This window comes from Pelorhabdus rhamnosifermentans (genome assembly GCF_018835585.1).
Lineage (GTDB): Bacteria > Bacillota > Negativicutes > UMGS1260 > UMGS1260 > Pelorhabdus > Pelorhabdus rhamnosifermentans.
Map to the genome: position 1 here is coordinate 575344 of NZ_JAHGVE010000001.1, position 23194 is coordinate 598537.

Genomic DNA, 23194 nt, shown 5'->3' on the forward strand with positions numbered 1-23194 from the left:
TTTTGGCATTAATATTACTTAAATAATGTGATAAAGTGGTTTGCAGCAGCAGAAAGTGGGTGCTTTTTTGACCATATTATTGCACTTGTTGTTTTTATTGTAGGAGGAGCCATTTCATAAAATTCTAAAGAAGATCCTGGAAATAGATTGATTGCTGATTCGGGAACTATGGCTATGCCAAGCCCTAGATTAGCCCAAATTAGTAGTACCGTAATGTCATCGCTCGTACAAAAAAAGTTGGGAGCGAATCCACCCTGGCGACAGAGTTCTGTAATCATGGGCACGTGTCTCTGGTGCACTAATAAAGGTTGTCCCATTAATTGGCAGAGTTCCAAAGGCGCCATACGAGGTTGAAACATATTGGCATTTGCAGCAACAACCATAGATTCTTCCGGCAATATAAGATAATCATATAGTTTGTAATCAACTGGAAAGCGTACAAACCCAATCTCAATAATACCAACTTTAAGCAATTCTAAAATTTTCTGCGTTTCGCCTTGATGTAAGTGGAAGTTGACTTTAGGATAACATTTACGAAATTCTTGAATATGGTTTGGCAAAAGCGATCCTCCTGATGAGGTAATTGTTCCAATCGCTAACCTGCCGCTGATACCGTCAGTAGCTTCTTGCAACTCGTTTATAGTTGTTCCCATTAATTCCATCATTTGTTTAGCTCTGCGTTGCAGGATGTTTCCCGCTTTCGTCAAGCGAATGTGCTTTTTGCCTCTATCGAATAGTCGGCTACCTATTTCTTTTTCCAGTAGTATAAGCTGTTGACTAAGCGGTGGTTGAGTTATATTAAGTCGTTTGGCTGCCTTGGTAATTTGACCTTCCTCGGCTACAGCAAGAAAATATTTAAGTTGGCGCAAGTCCATAGAGTCACTTCCTTATCATTCGATAATGATATATGTAACGGTCGATATAGATATTATTAATATAAATAATTCTATGCTAAAATTTAATTGTTTGTCAAACTAGTTTAAGAGGGATGATAATAAAATGCACAAAGCCAAATTGTGGACCAAGGATTTCTTGATTGATTCTATGATAAACTTGTTTGTTTACTTAGCATATTATTTATTGATGGTGACAATAGCAGTATATGCCATGGATAATTTGCAGGCTTCACCAAGTGAGGCCGGGCTTGCATCTGGCATTTTTATAGTGGGGGGATTTATTGCACGTATCTTTGCCGGAAGAGCTATAGAACAAATTGGACGGAAAAAGACGCTTTATATTGGATTGATCTTATTTTTATTTACGACGTTATTATATTTTGGAGTAAGCAGTCTGATGTTTCTTATAGTTATTCGTTTTTTGCATGGGGTTGGATTCGGAATTTCTGCAACAGCTACAGGAACGATCGTCGCGAGTATTGTTCCCAGTGAACGATGTGGTGAGGGTATCGGCTATTATGCAATGAGCGCAACTCTAGCTTCGGCTCTAGGGCCTTTTTTAGGCATGTTTCTCAACCAGCGAGGGAGTTTTAACATGGTCCTAATCTTAACTGTTATCCTATTAGTCGTGAGCTTAATTGTCGTGTTCTTTTTGAAGGTGCCTGACGTAGAGTTAACTAAAAAGCAATTAGAAGAAATGAAAGAGTTTGCACTAAATACATTCTTTGAAGCAAAGGCAATTCCTATTTCGATTATCAGCGTATTTATAGGTTTGGGTTTTTCAAGTATTCTTAGCTTCCTTTCATCCTATACTAGGGAAATCCATTTAGTCGATGCAGGAAACTTTTTCTTTATAGTCTATGCTGTGTTTATTTTAATTTCTAGACCGTTAACTGGCCTCTGGTTTGATAAAAAAGGTGAAAATTTCGTGATGTATCCGTCATTCTTGTTGTTTGCGCTGGGATTGATTATTCTTAGTCAGGCTCATCAAGGCTTTTTACTATTGTTAGCCGCAGCCCTTGTAGGTCTTGGATATGGAACGTTTTTGTCGAGTGCTCAAGCTATTTCTGTTAAGGTATCACCACCCCATCGTATGGGGTTAGCCACATCTACATTCTTTAGCTTTATAGATGGAGGTATAGGAGTCGGACCCTTTTTATTAGGTTTTATGATTCCGGTAATTGGCTTACGTGAATTGTACGAAAGCTTAGCGATCATTGTGTTTGCCTGCATCTTTTTATATTATTTCTTGCACGGAAGAAAAGCAAAGGATGGGGAGCGGCTAGTTGGCATGTAATGGAACAATAAGGTGGCGACGAAGCCAGTAATTATAAGGACTTCCACTTCTTGCATGATATTGGCGCCATGTACACTAAGTAACATTCTGGGGAGTGAAAAACAATTACAGTACAGATGCCTTGACAAGGGAAAGTAGAATGAGTTATTATTAATTTGATAATTATCGAAGTATAGTTTTTCAATAGTGGAAGGACTGCAATACTATGAATACAGTGAAGCTGGCAAAAATATTAGAGGCACTAAATTGCTGAAAAGAATGAAGCTGATTTTAAAACGGGTTGCGAGTGATTATATTAAGGAACTTGAAATTGCCGGATTAATTATGACTGAACGAAAAGGAAAATATTTATCAGCCAAAGTTAAGAAAGAAACGTTGGCTGAAGTAAGTAATCTTTTTATTGATAAATTAAAGAATAAATAATTTTTTTTACAATTAAATTCGAAAGTTGTAAAAGTATAAAATATTTAAAATGAGCACTAAAATAACCATCAATTGTCAACAAAAAATGTTTTGATCTTCGAAAAAATATTAAAAGGGTGTGATTGACTTGTTGTACAGAAAATATGGAAAGACAAATGAGATGGTTTCTGTTTTGGGATTTGGCTGTATGAGACTGCCGATAATCGGCAACGATCCAACAAATATTGATGATGAGAAAGCAATGAATATGATACGATATGCTATTGATGCAGGCGTAAATTATGTCGATACCGCGTATCCGTATCACGGTACCGGATTTACCCATGGTGGGGCAAGCGAACCATTTGTCGCTAAAGCCTTAAAAAATGGGTATAGAGAGCGAGTAAAATTAGCGACGAAGCTCCCAAGTTGGTTGATCAAAACGAGATCAGATATGGATAGATACTTAGATGAGCAATTGGAACGTCTCGAGACAAAGACAATTGATTTCTACCTAGTACATTCACTCAATGCCGATGTTTGGCCTGTACTAAAAGAAGTAGGCATTACTGAATTTTTGGATCAAGCAATAAAAGATGGAAAAATTAAATATGCTGGATTTTCCTTCCACGATCAGGTAGGATTGTTCAAGGAAATCGTAGATTATTATGATTGGTCATTTTGTCAAATTCAGTATAATTATTTAGATGAAGCTTATCAGGCAGGTAAAGAAGGTTTGGAATATGCAGCGACCAAAGGTTTGGGCATCGCCGTTATGGAACCTCTGAGAGGCGGTAATCTTGCTAATCTTCCCAAGGAAGCACAAGATATTGTTGATCAAGCGGAGATGAAGAGAACATCTGCGGAATGGGCTCTGCGATGGGTATGGAATCATCCGGAAGTGTCCGTTGTATTAAGTGGTATGACTGCCATGGATCATGTTATAGAAAATATAAAAGTGGCTCAAGAAGCACAGGCCAATTCGTTAACAACAAAAGAAGTGAAAATTATTGATGAGGTAAAGATTCTTTTTAAAGAAAAAATAAAAGTGAATTGTACAGCTTGCCAGTATTGCATGCCTTGCCCTGCAGGTATAAATATTCCTGGATGTTTTTCAGCATATAATGACTACTCGGTTTTTGATGCTGCTCCTGAGGTAAAACAACGATATGGGATATTGTCGAAGCTTGCATCTCCCGCATCCAAGTGTGTAGAATGCGGGAAATGCGAGGGCCATTGTCCACAAGGTATTGCAATTCGTAAAGAGTTAAAGAACGTAAAGGAACTATTTGAATAGGTTTAAAATAGTGGCTGAGATCAGAATATCAATAAGTATCCAGCTTGATTTTAGACAACTTTGTAAGAGCGGATGTAGAAACGATGAGGACGAAAAAGTAGAGATCCTGCCAAATTTTTGTGATTTGGCAGGAGTTTTGTATTTTATAGTCAATAGAGTATACAACGTAGAAATCTGATAATGAAAATAATCCAGTTGAACCGTCAGTGTGGGTTGAGTGATGGCGGTTCTTTGACTTATCCTTTTGGAATATAAACGATGCTTAAAGGAGCTCTTAATTTTGAAGACAATTGCAGTATTAACAGGCGGCGGGGATTGCCCCGGATTAAATGCGGTAATAAGGGCGGTTTACAAGACTGCACATTCAGCTGGGATAGCGGTCTATGGGGTGAAAAATGGGTTTAAGGGTTTAGTTGAGGATGATTTGTCTTTACTTGATTCTGAAAATGTTTCTGGTATATTACCTCGGGGAGGAACAATTTTAGGTACTACAAATAGAGATAATCCTTTTAGATATCAGTGTATTGAACACGGCAAAATTGTTTACAAAGATATGTCGCAACAAATTTTATTTAATCTTAAGCAACGAGATATAGAAGCATTAATTGTAATTGGCGGAGATGGTACACTTAAAATTGCAAGTGAAATTGCAGACCTTGGATTTCCCATAGTAGGTGTTCCCAAAACAATTGATAATGATTTACCTAAAACAGAGAGAACCTTCGGTTTTGACACTGCTGTTAGCATTGCGACAGAAGCATTAGATAGATTGCATACAACTGCCGAGTCCCATCATAGGGTAATGATACTAGAAGTCATGGGCCGTTATGCAGGGTGGATCGCTCTTCATAGTGGGATAGCTGGTGGAGCGGATTGCATTCTAATTCCTGAGATTTCTTTTAAGTGGGACTCGATTATAGATAAAATTAAGTTGCGGCAACAAAAAGGGACTTTGTTCAGCGTCATTGTAGTGGCTGAAGGAGCTAAAACCATTAATGGAGAGTTATCAGTAGCAAAGATAGTAAATAATAGTCCTGAAAAAATACGGTTAGGTGGCATAGGCAATAAAATTGCTCACGAATTAGAAAATTTATTAGCGGTAGAATGTAGATCTACAGTATTAGGTCATTTGCAACGTGGTGGTAGTCCGACTGCCTTCGACAGAGTATTGGCTACTCGATACGGTGAGGCTGCAGTAAATGCAATCATTAATAAAAAATTTAAGACCATGGTAGCATTACAGAATAACGAGATTGTACTTGTTAATTTAATCGACGTTGTTGGAGCCCCATATTTAGTTTCAGTAACACATGATTTAATTAAAACTGGACGCTCTCTTGGAATTTCTTTTGGTGATTAATGAGGAACTATAATAAAGAGAAAATCTAAAAAAGTGTAAAAAATTTTACACTATGGATTAATTAGGAGGATACATTATGAAAATTTCAAAGAAAGATGCGTTGATATGGTTTGAATTTTTTTCGCTATTGCCTGAGGAAGAGGAAATTATGACAAAACAACAAGAAATCATTTACGCTACCTTTGCGCAAATTGAGGCAGCGATCGATCATAGAAATGATATGTTAATGTCAAAAATTAGAGGCTTGAAAACTTTGGAGAACAGAACTTTTTTTGTGGGAAATGAAAACAAATTCCCAAAAGGATGTCGTTCTTGTCTGTTGGGCACGGGTTTGAGTGCAATTAGGAAAACGAACAAATGTAACCTAGCGTGTAAGTTCTGTTATAATTATGGAGAACTAGAAGATATTCCTCCAGTTGGCGAAGGTATGTGGGGAATTGGAGACACAAAATTTTATGAGAAGGATATTGATTTACTTCTTTCCATCCACCAGAAACCCACTGGCATTTCCTACGTTTATTTAGAGCCATTTATGGAAATTGAAAAATACTATTCGGTAATAAAGAAATTTAGTGATGCTCAGATTTATCAACATCTATATACAAATGGTACTTTAGCTACGGAAGAGACATTGAAAGCATTAGGTGAAGTCGGTCTTAACGAGATACGTTTCAATCTGGGTGCTTCTAATTGTTCAGACAAAGTGATTGAAAATATTGGAATAGCGAAAAAATATATTAAAAATGTAGGTATTGAAACTCCAATGACTACTGAGTTTTTCGAAGCTTTTTTTAAGAAAAAGCAAGCGATTTTAGAAACAAAACTCGATTTTATCAATTGTGCAGAATTACATTTAAATGAGAATAATATAGACAATTATTCTGGGGAAAATATGTATATTTCCAGACATGGCTATATATCTCCAATTTGGAGTAGGGAATTAACTCTGAAATTCATGAAAATAGCCGATGAAGATAAGTGGGATTTAGTAGTACATGATTGCTCAAACTATACAAAATTTGCTAGAAATTTAAATTTGAGCAGCAAAGAGGGTAAGTGGTTCGGAGCCAGTAATTATGCCGGTGAGTTTTCCAGGATTCCATACGCAGTATTTTTGCCAATACTGCGTGATGACAATTTCAAATTTTTAATTGAAGAAGAATTGCCTGACGGCTATAAACCAGGACAGATGGTTTTTTAGAAAGTCTTGTCAATTATGAGTGTTGTATTGTTGCTTGGGATACTGGGGTGGTTGTCGGAGAGTCCTTATTTGTTGCAGTATGCGTATAATCCAGTGAATTGGTATCCGTGGGGTGAGCTGCTTAGCTGGAGTATCTGTTGAAATATTAAAGAATATATTTAAAACCCATATTTGTAGAATAATGCTAAGTGGACCAGATACTATCGTTGCAGAAAAAGGAGTTGCAGCTGTATATCCCTATAATAACTTAGTGGGGTGTATTTTAAACAAAATGAACCTTCGTATTTTTCAAATTTCGGATGAGCGGGATATGGACATTTTTACAACTGGCGTATGTTTACCCGCAGCATTGACAGCACTCACCCTTAAGAGAGTGCTGTTTACTTTTGAACTAAAAAACATATTGACATATTGAGGAAAGCATTATATTCTAGATTTAAATCGTTTCGTACCAATTTTGTCATTCTGGTATAAAATAATCGAGGTGCTCCAACTTTGCGTAATCGAATTCTTTTGGCAGCGGCTGAAGAATTGAAAACCCGCGGTGTAAAATTTACTATGAGTGATTTAGCCAGACGTCTTAGGCTGAGTAAAACTTCTTTATATGAGTATTTTGCCTCCAAAAATGAACTTGTTCATAGTATCTTAGCGACCGCTATTCAGGATGTTCAGGAACAAGAAAAAGAAATTTATAGTAATTGTGAGTTGTCTGTTGTAGATAAAATTCAGGCTGTGCTCAAAATTGTACCTATAGTATTCGGCCCCATTTATAATCGTAATCTGTATGATGATCTTCGCAATTATTATCCTAATGAATGGCAGTTGGTGGCAAATTTCCGACAGGAACAACTTGATAACCTAATATCATTCATCGCCCACAATATAGAAATCCATTCCCTTCGCCCCATTAATACATTTGTACTAAGGCAAATTATTATCAGTACAACAAATGATTTATTCAACTACCAGTTTCTAGAGGAAGGCAATATAACCCATGCAAATGCATTAGCCGCAATGGCAGATATTATCGTATATGGCTTATTTCCTTCAAAGTAATACTTGTATTAAAATCGCACTAAAAGTGCGATTTTAAAAATGCCTATTGATACTTAAAATACTATAATGGTAATACGGGTACAAATGAATAAAATCAAATATCCTGCTTATCAGGATGACATGGAGGAGTTGTAAGATAAGAATTGAGGTGATCTTTATTGCAAAATCGAATTCTCTTTGCGGCGGCTGACGAGATGAAAGCTCGCGGTGTGAAATTTACTATGAATAATTTGGCCAGACGTCTTAGGCTTAGTAAAACTTCTTTGTATAGGCATTTTGCCTCCAAAAATGAGCTTGTGCATAATATCATAACAACTACTATTCAGGACTGTCAGGAACAGGAAAAGAAGATTTATAGTAACTGCGAATTATCTGTGGCGGATAAAATTCAGGCTGTGATTCAAATTGAACCGAGAGTGTTTAAACCTATTTACAATCGTAATCTTTTTGATGATCTTTGTAATTATTATCCTGACGAATGGAATTTGGTATCAGACCTTCGAAAGGAACAACTTAATCGTTTAACCTCGTTCATCGTCCAGAATATAGAAATCCATGCCCTTCGACCTGTCAATATATCTGTGCTTAGGCAAATTATTATAAGTGCAACAAACGACTCATTTAGCTTCCGATTTCTTGAGGAAAACAAAATGACGCATGCAGATGCATTAGCTGCAATGGCGGATATTATTGTATGCAGTTTACTTCCTTCAAACAGATAAGATATTTGCTAGCGTATTTTAAACCGCACTTTAGTGCGATTTTAAAAGGTCTTTTTGTACCGGATGTACTTATTTAGTAATGATAGTACAAGAATAATTGTGAATAACTTTACCAATTTTTCTGCAGCGTTTGGAATAAAATTAAACGTCTTGCTAATCGGGAGACATGGAGGATTGATGGAAAAGTGTAAAATAAAAAATTTATGCTGTTTAGACTGGAATCTTAATAAGTTGGTAGCTGAAAAAAGGCGATGATTTTAAAAAAGACTATGATTCATGCCTGTAGTTGTTATGTGTCTAAGTGAATTCCCTATAAAATAACAAAGTGAGGATGAAATATGCAACAGTTGAACTGGCCGCCTAAAACATCAAAACAAAAACTCTATTATGCTTTAACCGCAGCAGTAATCGTATTGTGTATTGCCGGTGGTATGATATGGAATGGACACCGGCAAACCAAAGTGGTTACAGAGGAAGTTACTGCCGTACAAACCGCCGTAATTAATACAGCGGGTATGGCTCAAGAATATACATATTCCGGCGAAGTCCGTGGAAGATATGAAAGCCGGTTGGCATTTCAAGTCAACGGTAAAATTATTAAACGCTTTGTTGAAATTGGCAGTACTGTCCGAGCCGGCGATGCATTACTGCAAATTGATTCTAAGGATTTGCAGCAACTGGTTAATAGCAATTCAGCTCAGGTTTACGGCGCTGAATCGCAACTTAAACTAGCTGAAAGCAATTTAAACCGTTACAAGCAGCTGTATGAGCATGGGGTAGTCAGCCGCGCGGTACTGGACCAATTTGAAAATCAATATGATGCAGCTGTTGCTGCTACCCGTCAGACCTCTGCACAACTATCGGCGGGAGAAAATCAGCTCGATTATAGCACACTATATGCAGACCATTCAGGTGTAATTTCCAATATTAACGTTGAAGCCGGTCAGGTAGTTAGCGCCGGACAACCGGTTATGACTCTTGTACAGGATGGTGAATGGGAAGTAGAAATCAGCGTTCCCGAAAATCGCATCGATGAACTGCGTAAATTACCCCAAATTAAGGTAGCATTTTGGGCGCTGCCTAATGTTTCTGCTGATGGAACAGTGCGGGAAATTGCGCCTATGGCCGATCCTCTTACCCGTACCTATAAGGTGCGCATAAGCTTGATCAATCCGTCGCCGGAAATTAAATTAGGCATGACAGCTTCCGTTACTCTCATGGGCATCGAAGCGCAGTTATCGGCTACAATTCCGCTGTCGGCTGTTTATCAAAACGGTGATACACCGTGCGTTTGGGTCATAACAGATGATACCGTCACCTTACGTCCGATTCAAACCGGTAAATTTGGCAATGGAACCGTCCAGGTTGTCGCAGGACTGCAGCCAGGCGACCGAATTGTGACGGCCGGAGTACATAAACTGAGTGAAGGACAAAAAGTAAAACTGGGCGGTGACTCTTTATGAATCCATTCAATTTGACGGAGTGGGCGCTAAAACATAAGCAGTTTATTTACTTTTTTGTCGTCCTTTTTTTCATCGCCGGCATATTCTCCTATAAAAATATGGGACGTGCGGAAGATCCCGATTTTGTAATTAAGCAAATGGTCATCGCTGTTCCTTGGCCAGGAGCTACTGCCCGCCAAATGGAAGAGCAAGTTACCGATAAAGTTGAAAAAAAATTGCAGGATTTGCCAGGGCTTGACTACTTAAAAAGCTATTCTACGCCGGGTCTTACTGTTATTTATGTTAATCTTAAAGACAATGTGCCGAAAACGGAAATAAGGAGCCGCTGGGTGGAAGCCAGAAATATGGTCAATGACGTAAAGAGCACCTTCCCGACTGGCGTCATGGATCCGATATTTAATGACCGCTTTGATGAAGTTTACGGTATTGTATACGCTCTTACCGGCGACGGCTATTCTTACGAGCAAATGAGAGAAAAAGCTGAAAATATCCGTCGTATCTTTCTGGGTGTTTCTAACGTGAGAAAAGTCAAGCTGCTAGGTGTGCAGACCGAAAAAATTTACGTTGAGATTGAAAACAGTAAATTGGCTCAACTCGGAATTCCTCCAGAGGCAATTCTATCCACACTCCAAGCGCAAAACGCCATGGCGCCTTCAGGCATGCTGCAGACTTCCAGTGACGATGTATATTTGCGGGTTACCGGCATGTTTGAGAACCTTGAAGATATTCAAAACCTCCCTATAGGAGTAAACGGCAGCAATTTCCGGTTAGGGGATATTGCAAAAGTGACTCGCGGCTATTCCGACCCCTCCGATCCCCAGTTTTATTACAATGGCCAGCCGGCTATCGGCATCGCGGTGGCTATGGATACAGGCGGTAATATTCTGGACGTGGGAAAAGATATGGAGAAAACCACGGAACACATCCAAAAAGAACTTCCCGCCGGTCTGGAGCTCCACCAAACGGTTAATCAGCCCAAAGTGGTAGAAGAATCTATTGATGATTTTGTCGAGTCGCTTGTTGAAGCTGTCGTCATCGTATTGATTGTAAGCTTTATCAGTTTAGGTGCCCGTTCAGGCATGATCGTGGCTCTTTGCATACCGCTGGTTATTGCGGCGGTGTTTACGGTCATGAAAATCACCGGCATAGATTTGCATCGAACCTCGCTGGGTGCTCTGATTATTGCGTTGGGGCTATTGGTGGATGATGCTATTATCACCATAGAAACCATGGTCGTAAAGCTCGAAGAGGGATGGGAGCGCGTAAATGCAGCTAAATTCGCTTATGCTTCTACCGCTTATCCACGACTGACAGGTGAATTAGTTACCTGCGCAGGCTTTATTCCTGTAGGTTTTTCAAACGGAAATGCCTCGGAATACTGTGTAACCATGTTTTACGTTATTGCTATGTCACTCCTTATATCTTGGCTGGTAGCCGGTACAGCCACTCCACTTTTTGGTTACTTATTCATTAAAGTCAAGCCTCATACAGGAGAAAGCAACCATGATGTTTATGGCACTCCTTTTTATCAGAAGTTTAGAGGAATGCTTTCCTGGTGCTTGAGCCACCGTACCATTATGTTGGGAGGCACCGTCACCGCCTTTGTTTTAGGCGTACTGTTACTAGGGCAGATTACGCAGCAGTTTTTTCCGTCATCAACCCGTCCGGAATTGATTGTGCAGCTAAGACTTCAGGAAGGCGCGTCACTCGAGAATACGGAAAAAGCAGCGAAGGAGTTTGCGCAAAGAATTAGTGATGATCCCGGAATTGCTTACTATACCTATCATGTTGGTGAGGGCGCCCCGCGCTTTGTTCTGACAATTGAGCCGGAACTGCCGAAAAGCAATTTTGCCGAATTTATCATTGTTGCCAAAGATGATAAGGTTCGCGACCAATTGCGTGCCAAATACGCCAAAATCTTAAATGACGACTTCCCCACTGTACGTTATCACACGAAAGTTATTAGCATCGGCCCGGCTGCCGATTATCCGGTCATGCTCCGTGTAAAAGGATATGATGTGGATAAGGTTCGTGAAATTAGTGAGCAGGTAAAAACAACTATGGCTGCCAATCCCAATGTGCGAAATGTTAACATGAAGTGGAATGAGAAAAGCAAGATTGCACATCTGACCATCGATCAGGATAAAGCCAGAAAACTTGGAGTTTCATCCGCAACGTTAGCGATGGCGCTGCAGACCCAACTTTCCGGCTTGCCCATATCTCAATTTAGGGAAGAAGACAGAACGGTGGATATGGTCTTTCGCCTTGATCCCAAAAACCGCAACAATCCTCAATTATTGAAAGATATCAACATTCACACGCCTAGCGGCCGTTATGTACCTTTGGATCAAATTGCTAAAATTAGCTATGACGCCGAAAACGGCCTTATTTACCGCCGTGATCTAAAACCCATGATTTTAGTTCAAGCGGAGCTCAAATCAGAAAGTGTAACTGGCCAAGATGTGACCACACAAGTATACGAACAACTTAAACCGCTGCGTGAGAACTTACCCTTCGGCTATAGCATAGAGTACGATGGCTCGAATGAAGACAGTGCTAAGGCCCTTAACTTCCTCCTGCAGCCAGTACCGGCTATGTGCGTTATTATTATGGTCATCTTGATGACCCAACTGCAAAGTATACCGAAAATGATTTTGACTTTATTGACGGCCCCGCTCGGTATTATCGGCGTATCTGTAGGCCTGTTCATTTCCGGCAAGCCTCTGGGTTTTGTTGTACAGCTTGGCATTTTAGCTCTGTCAGGCATTATTATGCGTAACTCAGTCATTCTTATCGACCAAATCGATCAACAGATTGCCGCCGGGCTTTCCCCGTGGAATGCCGTAATTGAGGCAACGGTCATCCGTTTGCGCCCCATTTTGCTGACCGCGGCAGCGGCAATTTTGGGAATGGTTCCACTTTTGTCAAGTGTTTTCTGGGGACCATTGGCAGTAACGATTGCTGCCGGCTTATTGGGTGCTACCGCACTCACTCTGCTGGTTTTACCTGTGATGTACGCCGCCTGGTATAAGATTAATCGCTTAGAAGCAAATGACAGCGATTTACAAGCTGCAAGCGCTCCGGTAACTAAGGAGACTTGATTTTTACTTCTGTCTAAAGATTAGTCAGCTTATTCTATGGACATAGGCACTCTAAAACCTACCTATAGAGGTCAAGAGTTCAGCGTCCTAAACGTTTTTACTTAATAATCCACATTTTAGGAGGTATTTCCTTGAAACAGTACGGTAGAACCTATATAAGTTTCTTGTTATCAGCCTGCCTCTTCGCGTTCGGACAAAGCGTCCAGGCCGAGTCCCGCATGACGTTGCCGGAATGTGTTTCTTTAGCCATGAAAAATAATCCGGCCATGCAAATTACGGAGGCAAATATAGAAAAATCACAGTGGTCGCTAAAAGAGGCCAAGGCCTATAATGGCGTTACTCTTAACTATAATTTATTATATGGAAGAAGTGATCAGGCACCTTCTTGGTATAATAATACGACCGCAAAATATCCTGTTTCAGTCAATCCACAAACAGGTGGATTGATCGACTATCCGGCCTGGTCTAATAACTATACCTTTTATGATCAACAATTAAAGCTGCAATTACCGCTTTATACTGGTAAAAAATTGGAGAGTATGGCCGAGATGGCCAAGAACGGCAAAGCTGCCATGGATTTGGAGCGTACTTCAACGAAACAACAACTGGCGTTAGAGGTCACAAACTCCTATTATAATGCTCTGCAGGCAATAAACTTACGTAATGTCGCCCAACAGGCCGTTGATGACTTCAAGGTCCATCTGACTAATGTACAATATGAATATGACGTTGGTAATGTTGCTTTATCCGATGTACTGCAAACCGAAGTGCGCCTGGCGAATGCCCACAATAATCTGATTAAAGCACAGAATGCCGTCAAGATGTCTCGTTATAAGTTAAACAAGGTCATAGAAATAAACCTGACGGATGATACCGAATTGGAGGATAGCATCACCCGCGAGCCTTATACAGCCACCCTAGATGACAGCCTGAAAGAAGCTTTTAAAAATCGTGTTGAAATTCAACAAGCTAAATTGAACATTGCTATGGGCAAAGAAAAAATCAAAATCGCCCACAGCGATTCTTTGCCTACCGTAAGTGCGGTGGCTATGGAAAATATCAGCGATACTTCTCCTTCTTCCAGCAAGCATAATACCGACTGGACAGTTGGCGTAAACGTATCTTTTAATGTCTTTGATAATCAAATTACCAAGAATAAAACCGAAGGAGCTAAGGCGGAGCTTACCGTTGCTATTCAACAGGAACGTCAGCTTGAAGATGCGATTACCTTAGAAGTCAGCAATACCTATTTGAACGTAACAGAAGCTGCGGAGCGTATCAAGAACAATCAGGTAGCCGTCAATCAATCCCAGCGTGATTACGCCATGGCCCAAGAACGTTATCACGCCGGTATCGGTACAAACTTAGATGTCATGGATGCCGAAGTGGCTATGACCCAGGCAAAAACCAATTATGTCGTGGCCCTCTATGATTACAGTAACAGCCGTGCTCAATTAAGTAAAGCCATGGGTAAGCTTTAATAAAAACTAAAGAGGCAGTCTGTAAGGGGATAGGCTGTCTCTTTTTATAAAAACCCAGTTTAACTTCTGGGCGACCCTTGGAAGCCTCCACAAACCAAGCACACAATGGAAGCACTACAGTTTGAAGCAGGGTAGGAAAAAAATGAATGATGTAAAAAACTTTATTCTTGATAAAGCAAAAGAGCGATTTGATCGTTTTGGATATAAAAAAATGACTATGGACGAACTTAGCCGGGATTGCGGAATCTCTAAGAAAACTATCTACTGGCACTTTTATAACAAAGAAGATTTATTTACTGAACTAATGTTAAGGGAAAGTTTTAAAGTACGCCAAATATTGCTTGATGGTATTGCTGAAGCTTCTGATCCGCTTGAAAAGCTCATACAATTAATCAAAGATGCAATTGCCATTTTTAGTGAAGATAGTTTTTTAACGAGACTATTTAAAGCAGATGAAATACTGTTTTCCCCTTTTATTAGTCGAAAATATGATTACGTAATTAGAGCAGAAATTAATTCAATTGTATCTGCCATTATTTGCGAAGAAAAAAGCAGGGGAAGTTTCGTAAAGTAGACGAAAAAGTTGTTGCCTATGCGGGGGAAAGGTTATTACAAGCATTTAGTTATATGCGTACAATGGATTTTCCACAGGAAAAAGTAGAGCAGGGTTATTATACTGATGTACTAGTTGATTTTATCATAAATGGAATTGCTAAGAATAAGTAATAGAGAGGTAGCGAGTAGTTACAGAGGATGGGCCTGTATATTATTGACTATTAGGTAAACGGTCATTTGATTATGGGAATACGATCGACTTTAAATTATTCCGTCGACGGCCAAGGTTATCCAGATAGGTTAAAGGGAGCGGATTCCTTACGAAGCACGAATTTTGTCTGTCTCAGATGCCCTTGACGCGATGCCTTTATGAGGAGTGATTTGAGTAGGGACTATGGGAATCAGTTGAATTAATTCAACTGATTCTATCCAAATTTTTTTAGAAATTATGCGAAGGTGTATATTATATGCGTAATTTAGTTTATTTAGTACTGGTCATTAACCTAGTTCTGTCTAGCATGTTGGGAAAATCGTATTGCTATGCGGCCGACTCCACTCTTGAACTGGAGAAATCCAAACCTAAACTGGTTAAACCAAAATTCGAACTGGAGACTGAATACTTGACTCACGTACATTTCAATAACCGCTATATTGAAACGCCATCACTTCATATACTTGAGGAAACTTCGAAAATAAATAATACGTTAACATATTTTGGCCTTACAATCACTCGACCGCATGGGCACATAATAGATGATGGCGGGACTAAAGGCAGTTCCGCATTCGGTATCGGGCCTATGACCATGGTTCGCTATGAAAGAAACATTTCTGGAAAGCTAGATGGAGCGATAGATATGAGCGGCGGATTTATTGTATATGACAGAGCATTTCCAGCCGGAGGAAGAGCTTATGATTTTATGTGGCGAATAGGGCCGCGTTTTATTTATAAAATTAGCAAAAACTCTTCCGTAAATATAGGGTATATGCTAATGCATGTTTCTAATGGATGGAAAACTCATAATCCTGGCTATAACGCCCACGGAGTTTCATTAGGTGTTGCTACTAATTTCTAAATCAGTAAAACAATAAAACCTGCCATGATCTGATTGAAAATAGTTCGTAATTAACTTGAGGGGTAATTCCCTTGATAAGCAAGCTGATTTTATTTAAAGGAAAGAGATTGAATGACCCGATTAAAAATAGCTATGTTCTTTTTTCTATGCACAGTGATCTTTGGAGTTTTAGGATTTAAGGTAATTGAGCATTTGACTTGGTTCGATGCTGCCTATTTGACAATCGAGACTGTATCTACGGTTGGCTTTGGAGATATCGTTCCACTAACAAAAGTCGGCAAGGTTTTTACAATGGTCCTCATTGTTTTTGGAGTCGGTACTGTAGCATATACGCTTAGTTTAATTTTTAGCCTGATTGTTGAAGGAAAGATAAATGATCTTTTTGGGAGGCGTACGATGTTACGAGAAATAGCTGATTTCAATCATCACGTCATTGTTTGCGGTGCTGGAAGGGTAGGTAAAGAGGTTATATACGGCCTGCAAAAATACGGGAATCAATTTGTTGTTATAGAAGCGAACCAAGAAAAAGTTGAGTCATTAATAGATGAGAAAATCATGGCCATTTGCGGTGACGCTAAGATGGATAGAATATTGCAGGAAGCTGGAGTCAAGAAGGCAAGCTATCTTGTTGCCGCATTGTCAAACGATGCTGACAATGTATATGTTACTTTATCGGCCAAAAATCAAAATAGTAACATTGTTGTTATTTCGAGAGCGGAAGATGAAGAAGCTGAGGTGAAAATGATACAAGCTGGCTCGACTGCCGTTGTATCGCCTTCTGTCTCTGGCGGCAGACAGATACTGGCGGCAATTAGGCATCCGGTAGCTTACGATTTTCTCGAACATTTATTTTATAATCAAAAAATTCACTATGATCTAGCAGAAATTCGCATTGATCAAGGGTCAACACTAATAAGTAAAACACCTAATGAAGTTTGGACAAAATATTTTTTGAATTTACTCATTGTTTCTATTAAGCGAGATAACGCTTTTTTGTCTACGGACATTGATAAGGAAATAATAAGATGCGGTGATCTGCTTATTGTGGTTGGACAGCTAACATGCATACAGAGCCTGGAAAAATTAGCGCACACCACCTTACCAGAGGTTGAATGAAAGTTGGGATGCGAAAAAAACGTAACAGGCTGATATGGGAGCTTGTTGGTAAAAATGCTATCTCAAATAGCAAAGCATGAAAAATCGCGGCCAAAACTTTCGACAATAGCGATGAGTATCTTCACAAGGGCGAGCGTGATTGATATTTAAGGATTATTACATGACCTTATTAAATCTGTCTATAAAAGCACTTACAACTGAAATAGTTTGTAAGTGCTTTAATTTAGGTTTGACCTGTCTATAACTTTATACTTTAAACTCTATATTATAGTAAGTAAAAACTTGGTAGGGAGTGGAGTACATGAAAAGGAAAGTTCTAAGAATTCGAACATTTTATTGGTTGGGAGCTATTCTGGATGCGCGACTCGGGATTGTACTATTCGTAAAAAGGTATCTAGAAATGCCGGATTTTATACGAAACACTGATTCTGGGGCTACACTATTAGGCGGATTATATAGTGTGGGGCAAGATTGCGGGCTGATGTGGGGATGGACATTCTTGCTTATTTGGGCAGACCGGAAACCGCTGGCAAGAAGAGGCGTAATATTACTAACCGTATTTCCGGTCGCTTTTCTCTTGTTGACAAATGTTATAGATATAATTCTAAGAGGCGTTGACTTTATCTCTAACCAGGGTATTAATATTGGAATAGGGATTATTTTAATAGTCTGGGGCTTATATTGCTATTTTGAGGCAGGAAAAATTGAAAAAGAAATACATTGAAATAAAGCAATTACCTGCTTTAAGGCGATTTTATTGAGAGGTGGTTTGTAAATGTTCTTGATTAATCGAAACTTTGGGCTGCTTTGGTTTGGGCAGTTAGTTTCTCAGTTAGGTGATAAAGCGTATAACATCGCGCTGATGTGGTGGTTGTTTGAGAAAACTAAATCGCCATTTTTCGTTAGTTCTTTTCTTGTTGCCTCAATGCTACCGGAGTTGATCTTTGGCCCAGTGGCTGGAGTGTACATTGATCGCTGGAACAAAAAGAAAATATTAGTTGTATCGGATATCGTCCGAGGAATTGTTGTTTTAACGCTTGCTGTTCTTTATCAGTTGGAGCTTTTAGAAATATGGCATATCTATATAGCAGCACTCAGTATATCTTTATGTGCTGCGTTATTTAATCCAACAACAATGTCGGTTATACCGATCATTGTTGAAAAGGACGAACTCCAGCAAGCGAATGCTATGAGTCAAATGGTAGCAGGAGCTGTGTCGATAATCGGCCCATTATTAGGGGCTTCTAGTGTTGCTTTAATAGGATATGTGGGAGTGCTTCTATTTAATGGGCTTTCTTATATCCTATCAGGAGTGGGTGAGGTCTTTTTACGGATAAATACAATAGGAACTCAAAGCAAGGAAGCGGTTTTTGCTAGTTTGATGCAAGGATTTCGTTACATTCGGACAGATGTGCGAGTGCTGGTAGTTGTAGCCGTGATTGCTATCGTTCATGTATTTGTCGGGAGTGTTGTTGTTATGATGCCATTTGTTGCAACCTTATTGGGTGGAAACGGGATCAATAACTTGGGAGTAATGCAAGCTGCCATGGGTGTGGGTATGATTGTTGGATCGGTATATATATCAAAATATGTGTGTAAAAGTTTTTTCGAATTCTATCTCTTTTACGCTATTATGTGCATGGGATTAGGAATTTTAACACTTGGCATACTGCAGTTAATGCATGTCTACTTACTAGCTTTCTATGCAATAGTTTGTACAATGATAGGTCTTTGTATAGCTATTGCAAGCGTGTTCTGGCGTACAATAGCTCAGCTTTGCGTACCTACAGAAATGACTGGACGAGTTTTTAGTGTGTTTTCTACGACGGGGAATATTTCCTTGCCTATTTCGATTGGGGCATTCGGAATATTTTTGAATTATATGAGTTCCGGATTGTTGTTCTCTTTAGCAGGAATTTGCCTAATTCTCATTGGAATAATACTCTTATATAAGAACCAAAGAATTTTTGAAGACCCTTTTAACGTCTGATTAAGAGAATGGATTTGGTGTAAGATGCTCGATGTATAGAGAGGGGAACTTACTTTCAGTTTTGTCAAGGGTGTTAGGGAATGGGAGTGGAGAGATGGCAGTTTCAATTGGTAAGCTCGCATGTATGTTTAATCTATCAAGAAGTACCTTACTTTATTATGATTCCGTTGGCGTATTATCACCTTTCAAAAGGAGCAGCAGCAATTATCGTATGTATTCTGAGGAAGATTGTCATCGCTTGGAACAAATTGTTATTTATCGCAAAGCAGGCTTGTCTCTCCAAGAGATAAAAAGGATATTGGATGGTACAAAATGTGTTGCAGCAGTTAATTTGAAAGCAAAATTAGAAGAAATAAATGAAGAAATTGCTATACTGAGGCAGCAACAGTATTTTATTATTAATCTTCTACAAGATAATCGGCTGTTGGAGCGGGTGAGTATAATTCAAAAAGATTCATTTGTCGGATTGTTGCAGTCTTCCGGAATTAATGATAAGGCTCAGTGGAGGCTTCATAATCACTTCGAAAAACAATTTCCGGAAAAACATGAAAATTTTTTGCAACTTCTTGGATTAACGCCAGAGCAAGTTAGGAAAGTTAGGGAATGGTCCCGAGAAGAGCAGGAAAATACCTAATATAGGTTCCTAGTTACATTATTATGGAACTTTGAACTTTGGGGTCAGGCTAAAAGGACCGCTGGCGTTAACGTGGGAACAGCTAGTAGAGAGAATTGCTACCAAGGAACAAGATGAATTTTTGTATTAATTTGGCAGGATTTCTATTGTCTTATGGAAAATATTACAAGATAAGTATAAAGCCAGAGTCATCTGATAAAGTAGGGGGTAAATATATGGAATGTAAGATAAGAAATATATCTGTCAACTATGAAATAATTGGTCAAGGAAAACCAATTATTATGATACATGGGTATTACCCAGACCACAGACTTATGGCTGGATGCATGGAACCTATATTTTATAAGCTAAGCGGATATAAGAGAATATATATTGATCTACCAGGTATGGGAAAAACAAAAGCGGTAGAATGGATTACCAATTCTGATATAATGCTTGATATTGTAATTGAGCTTATTGAAACAATAATTCCAAATACAAACTTTCTTCTTGCAGGTCAATCTTATGGCGGTTATCTTGCACGAGGGATAATTTATAGAATGGGAAGTAAAGTGGATGGATTATTATTACTATGCCCTTGTATTGTAGCAGATAATGAAAAGCGTAACACGCCTTCACATATTGTGTTAAAACGAGATGGTGTTTTATTATCACAGATTGATTTAGCGGATGTCCACGAATTTAATGAGATGCATGTTGTTCAAACTGAAAGAATCTGGGAACGATATCGTGATGAAATATTATCAGGTGTAAAGATAGCAGATGATAAATTTTTAAGTAATCTTCAAGAGCATGGATATGAATTTTCTTTCGATGTCGATAACATGGGTAAAAAGTTTACTAAGCCTACTCTAATGATATTAGGACGACAAGATTCAAGTGTGGGCTATAAGGATGCATGGGACATTCTAGATAACTATCCAAGAGCAACTTTTGCCGTATTGGATAGAGCAGGACATAATTTACAAATAGAGCAAGAAGACATACTTAATTGTTTAGTTAATGAATGGTTAACAAGGATCAAAGAATCTTAATTTGACAGTACAACCTTTCTAGAGATATCAAGAGCATAAAAAAAACGCAAGATTATAGAGGGGGGCATTACGCTGATACGATTGCTTACAGAACAGGATAGAGATCAAGTCTTGAGGTATTTACAGGGGGATAGTTTTGGCGGGGCTTTTGTAGTAGGAAATGTGTTGGGATTTGGCTTAGAAAATCATAAGGATCAGAGAAGATGTGGTGATTACTATGGCTATTTTTCTAAAGGAGAATTATTAGGAATATTACCCTTTTATAATATGGGCAGCTGTATTCCTGTATTTGAAGAAGAAGAAAATGAAGTGATTGCATCTTTTGCAGATATCATGAAAAAAAGGCAGTTCCAAGTTTTAATAGGAATGAAAAAGTTTATCAAACCTCTATATGAGGCTATCCTTTCCGAAAAAGGGACAGTAAGGTGTCAAGATAGCAGTTATTTTGTAAACAAACATTTTACCCCTTTGACTTTAGAGGATACAACTTTTGCCGATGCGAACGAAATTGATAAGGATGAAGCAGTTGAATTTATAAGAAAAGCTTATTGGGAGGGATTCAATCATGAGTATACCCCTGAGGAAGCTAGAAAAATAGTAGAACAACGCGGCCCAGAGGAAGAGTATCTTTTTCTCTTAGTTGACGGTAAAATCGTCGCTCAGGCATATATTCAGGCCGTTACTGATACAGTTAATCAAATTGGCGGAGTATTTACTTTGGAAGAAGAACGCAGCAAAAGATACGGTAAGGCTATTGTATCGGAATTATGTCGTCGAATTATTGTTAGGGGTAAAATGCCAACTCTTTCGGTTCGCAAAGATAATACTCCAGCAGTTAAAGCCTATGCTGCTCTTGGATTTTCGCATCATGATGACTATTTAATTGTTAAGTATAAAATATAATTAGAAACGAATCAAAGGGACGTTCAATTCGTTTTGGGAATTGATAATTGCTAAAGTTGATAATTGAGGTATCGGATTGATGATTGAATTTTACCTCAGTAAAATGGATTAAGGGGTTATGTCAGCGGATTCAACGTCAACGAGAAATATAAGGTGTATAGTTATTTAAACTAGTTTTATGAAGAGAAGAGGCCTTTTTTATGGTAAGTAATTTTCCAGAAGAACAATTTTTTATGGAAAAAACAGCTGAGGAAATCGCTAATAGTATAGCTCCGTGTGGGTTTGTGTGTGGCATGTGTTACGATACCGTGCGTTGCTCTTGTCCAGGCTGCCAAGATGAGAATGAGATCTGTCCCATCCGTCAATGTTGTATAGAACGCAAAATTCGTGGTTGCTGGAACTGCCGTGAGTTTCCATGTTGTGAGTGTAATTTTCGTGGTGTCCGTATACGGGCATTTTTACGATGTGCAAAAGAAGAAGGTATAGAGGCCCTTGCTGGATATTTGTTGCAAAATGTAAAAAATGGGATTCATTATCATAATGGGAAAACATACAACGGAGATTACGACATATGTGAAACCGAAGATCAGGTAATTGAATTGCTACACAATGGAAAAGGTAAAGTATGATGAAAGGGATTATCCTTTTGGACCAGATGTGATTGTTTGAAGGTTGCGGAAAAAATGTTTGCCCTGATGGCGCATAGAGATGGACAAGACTATCTTTCTTTGAAATGTGATCCAAACTATAGGTATCTATGAGGATAGTAAACTTGTAGCTTGGATTGCGACTCATGATGATGGTGCAATAGGGTTATTACATGTACTTCCGGAATATAGAAAAAAAGGGTATGGATATGAACTGACCGTTGCCTTAATAATGCATATGTATGAGCAAGGTAAGCTTCCATTTATTCATATTGAAGAGGATAATGTGAAATCAATGAATCTAGCATTAAAAGTCGGTTTCGTGAAAGATAGGCGTATTCACTGGCTAAAAATGGCGTGACGCTGGAAGTTCTGTATAAATAAATTGATATGAGTAATGGAAACGTAAAACTCCCGCTAAAATTGTATGAATTTGGCAGATCTTTTTTATTTCAATGGAATTCTAGAAATTGGAAGACTGGATACCGCGATACTGAATTATCTGGAGTTACTTTCATTCCCCAAAATACATCTGCAATAAAGATTCTCAATGGTCCGCAGGAGCTTGAAGTAGCAGCAATAATTACATTCGGATACAAGGATTCTAATTCTACTACTTCAGCATGCGTATAATCCAGTGAATTGGTATCCGTGGGGTGATGAAGCCTTTGCCAAAGTGAGGGAAGAAGACAAGCCTATGTTTTTGAGTATAGGCTATAGTATGTGCCATTGGTGCCATGTCGGCTGTATAAGCTAGAAATTCTTAAAATCGTCGACCTAATTGAGGAGATAAATAGTGCACAAGGAACTTGGAAGAGGAATCTATCAAATTTCTATACGATATTTTAATAGATGCGTTTAAACGGAGCGAAAAAGACTGTTTACTGATGAAAGGGATAGTACGATTGAACTGACGAGGTGTTTCGATGTCGGTTTCTGCATCTATTGATATAAGATTCGGAGGGC

Annotated in this window: 22 protein-coding genes; 21 read left to right on the top strand and 1 reads right to left on the bottom strand. The window is 38.8% G+C overall.

The window, feature by feature from the left end:
* Positions 1–14 precede the first annotated feature (14 nt).
* On the bottom strand, positions 15–875 hold the full coding sequence (locus Ga0466249_RS02650) for a LysR family transcriptional regulator (RefSeq protein WP_215827870.1): 861 nt from the start codon (positions 873–875) through the stop codon (positions 15–17).
* Between the two features lie 169 nt (positions 876–1044).
* On the opposite strand from Ga0466249_RS02650, the gene Ga0466249_RS02655 reads away from it, so the two are divergent.
* The 21 genes from Ga0466249_RS02655 to Ga0466249_RS26975 all read left to right on the top strand — a co-directional run bounded on the left by Ga0466249_RS02655 (position 1045) and on the right by Ga0466249_RS26975 (position 22985).
* Positions 1045–2193: an MFS transporter gene (locus Ga0466249_RS02655; protein ID WP_281422566.1), complete on the top strand. Its 1149-nt coding sequence runs from the start codon at positions 1045–1047 to the stop codon at positions 2191–2193.
* A gap of 246 nt (positions 2194–2439) precedes the next feature.
* Positions 2440–2616, top strand: coding sequence for a hypothetical protein (locus Ga0466249_RS02660; RefSeq protein ID WP_215827872.1), 177 nt, complete (start codon positions 2440–2442; stop codon positions 2614–2616).
* 130 nt (positions 2617–2746) lie between these two features.
* Complete coding sequence (locus Ga0466249_RS02665; RefSeq protein WP_312889695.1) at positions 2747–3892, top strand: aldo/keto reductase; 1146 nt, start codon at positions 2747–2749, stop codon at positions 3890–3892.
* Positions 3893–4172: 280 nt separating this feature from the next.
* A complete protein-coding gene (locus Ga0466249_RS02670) occupies positions 4173–5252 on the top strand; it encodes a 6-phosphofructokinase (RefSeq protein WP_215827873.1) in 1080 nt (359 codons plus the stop codon).
* A 76-nt stretch (positions 5253–5328) separates the two neighbouring features.
* The gene (locus Ga0466249_RS02675) at positions 5329–6453 is read left to right on the top strand and encodes a radical SAM protein (protein ID WP_215827874.1); all 1125 of its coding nucleotides are present in this window, start codon (positions 5329–5331) and stop codon (positions 6451–6453) included.
* Positions 6454–6948: 495 nt separating this feature from the next.
* Positions 6949–7509, top strand: coding sequence for a TetR/AcrR family transcriptional regulator (locus Ga0466249_RS02685; RefSeq protein WP_215827876.1), 561 nt, complete (start codon positions 6949–6951; stop codon positions 7507–7509).
* A gap of 158 nt (positions 7510–7667) precedes the next feature.
* The gene (locus tag Ga0466249_RS02690) at positions 7668–8231 is read left to right on the top strand and encodes a TetR/AcrR family transcriptional regulator (protein ID WP_215827877.1); all 564 of its coding nucleotides are present in this window, start codon (positions 7668–7670) and stop codon (positions 8229–8231) included.
* Positions 8232–8569: 338 nt separating this feature from the next.
* Entirely contained in the window at positions 8570–9694 is a 1125-nt protein-coding gene (locus Ga0466249_RS02695) for an efflux RND transporter periplasmic adaptor subunit (protein ID WP_215827878.1), read from the top strand.
* Positions 9691–12795, top strand: coding sequence for an efflux RND transporter permease subunit (locus Ga0466249_RS02700; protein WP_215827879.1), 3105 nt, complete (start codon positions 9691–9693; stop codon positions 12793–12795). The genes Ga0466249_RS02695 and Ga0466249_RS02700 overlap by 4 nt, the downstream gene beginning before the upstream one ends.
* Positions 12796–12926: 131 nt before the next feature.
* Positions 12927–14276 (top strand): TolC family protein, encoded by a 1350-nt coding sequence (locus Ga0466249_RS02705; RefSeq protein ID WP_215827880.1) that lies wholly within the window; start codon positions 12927–12929, stop codon positions 14274–14276.
* A 142-nt stretch (positions 14277–14418) separates the two neighbouring features.
* Positions 14419–14850 (top strand): TetR/AcrR family transcriptional regulator, encoded by a 432-nt coding sequence (locus tag Ga0466249_RS02710; protein ID WP_246588341.1) that lies wholly within the window; start codon positions 14419–14421, stop codon positions 14848–14850.
* Positions 14851–15298: 448 nt separating this feature from the next.
* Positions 15299–15904 carry an acyloxyacyl hydrolase gene (locus tag Ga0466249_RS02715; protein ID WP_215827881.1) on the top strand — a complete coding sequence of 202 codons (606 nt, stop codon included), beginning with the start codon at positions 15299–15301 and terminating at the stop codon, positions 15902–15904.
* A 111-nt stretch (positions 15905–16015) separates the two neighbouring features.
* The gene (locus Ga0466249_RS02720) at positions 16016–17020 is read left to right on the top strand and encodes a potassium channel family protein (RefSeq protein ID WP_215827882.1); all 1005 of its coding nucleotides are present in this window, start codon (positions 16016–16018) and stop codon (positions 17018–17020) included.
* Positions 17021–17321: 301 nt separating this feature from the next.
* Positions 17322–17744: a hypothetical protein gene (locus tag Ga0466249_RS02725; RefSeq protein ID WP_215827883.1), complete on the top strand. Its 423-nt coding sequence runs from the start codon at positions 17322–17324 to the stop codon at positions 17742–17744.
* 51 nt (positions 17745–17795) lie between these two features.
* Positions 17796–19010 carry an MFS transporter gene (locus Ga0466249_RS02730; protein WP_215827884.1) on the top strand — a complete coding sequence of 405 codons (1215 nt, stop codon included), beginning with the start codon at positions 17796–17798 and terminating at the stop codon, positions 19008–19010.
* A gap of 94 nt (positions 19011–19104) precedes the next feature.
* A complete protein-coding gene (locus tag Ga0466249_RS02735) occupies positions 19105–19644 on the top strand; it encodes a MerR family transcriptional regulator (RefSeq protein WP_215827885.1) in 540 nt (179 codons plus the stop codon).
* A 215-nt stretch (positions 19645–19859) separates the two neighbouring features.
* Positions 19860–20678, top strand: a complete 819-nt coding sequence (locus tag Ga0466249_RS02740; protein WP_215827886.1) for an alpha/beta fold hydrolase — start codon at positions 19860–19862, stop codon at positions 20676–20678.
* Positions 20679–20789: 111 nt separating this feature from the next.
* On the top strand, positions 20790–21581 hold the full coding sequence (locus Ga0466249_RS02745; RefSeq protein WP_246588343.1) for a GNAT family N-acetyltransferase: 792 nt from the start codon (positions 20790–20792) through the stop codon (positions 21579–21581).
* A 200-nt stretch (positions 21582–21781) separates the two neighbouring features.
* Positions 21782–22210, top strand: coding sequence for a DUF3795 domain-containing protein (locus tag Ga0466249_RS02750; protein ID WP_215827887.1), 429 nt, complete (start codon positions 21782–21784; stop codon positions 22208–22210).
* 106 nt (positions 22211–22316) lie between these two features.
* On the top strand, positions 22317–22589 hold the full coding sequence (locus Ga0466249_RS27700) for a GNAT family N-acetyltransferase (protein ID WP_215827888.1): 273 nt from the start codon (positions 22317–22319) through the stop codon (positions 22587–22589).
* A 246-nt stretch (positions 22590–22835) separates the two neighbouring features.
* Entirely contained in the window at positions 22836–22985 is a 150-nt protein-coding gene (locus Ga0466249_RS26975; RefSeq protein WP_312889696.1) for a DUF255 domain-containing protein, read from the top strand.
* Positions 22986–23194: the final 209 nt, after the last annotated feature.